Genomic DNA, 661 nt, shown 5'->3' with positions numbered 1-661 from the left:
CCGGATGCGAGCTCGCCGATGCTGCACGGCATCGCCCTGGGCAGCATCGCCGGCCGGCAGTCCGACGCCGATCCGGTCTCGGCCCACACCGTGGTGATCCGTCAGCGCCTGAACGCGTTGAGCTTCAACGACGAGTTCACGCTGACCACCCAGCAGGGCGTGACCGTGCGCATGGACGCGGCCGGCGCCACCCGGATCGAGCGCAGCGGCGATGCGGCCAAGAACCTCACGGCTGCGGCGCCGACGGTGGAACGTCGGGTCAGCCAGGGCGAGGGCGGCTACGTGGTCGACTACGTCGTCAGCAACACCGGCGTGGACGAACGCGGTATCCCGGGCGTGCGCATCGCTTCGGTGGAAGGCCTGCTGATGGAGACCGACCAGTTCGGCCGTTACCACCTGGAGGGCGTCGATGTCGGCACCCTGGAGCGCGGCCGCAACTTCATCCTCAAGGTCGATCCCGCGACCCTGCCGCCGGGCAGCGTGTTCACCACCGACAACCCGCTGGTGCGTCGCGTCACCCCGGGCCTGCCGGTCCGCTTCGACTGGGGCGTCAAGCTGCCGGCCGGGCTGATCGAAGGCGGCCAGGAGCAGGTCGAGATGGAACTGGGCGAAGTCTTCTTCGCCCCGGGCAGCGCCGAAGTGCGGGCGCAGTACCTGCCGG

At 70.2% G+C, this 661-nt stretch carries 1 pseudogene; it reads left to right on the top strand.

Annotated elements, in window-relative coordinates:
* A pseudogene (locus tag TX83_RS23520) lies at window positions 1–661 on the top strand (CshA/CshB family fibrillar adhesin-related protein); the annotation flags it as partial.

This window comes from Lysobacter antibioticus HS124, assembly GCF_000336385.2.
GTDB classification, from domain to species: domain Bacteria; phylum Pseudomonadota; class Gammaproteobacteria; order Xanthomonadales; family Xanthomonadaceae; genus Lysobacter; species Lysobacter firmicutimachus.
The sequence above is the reverse complement of the archived record's forward strand: the minus strand, read 5'-3'. Positions and strand labels throughout refer to the sequence as shown.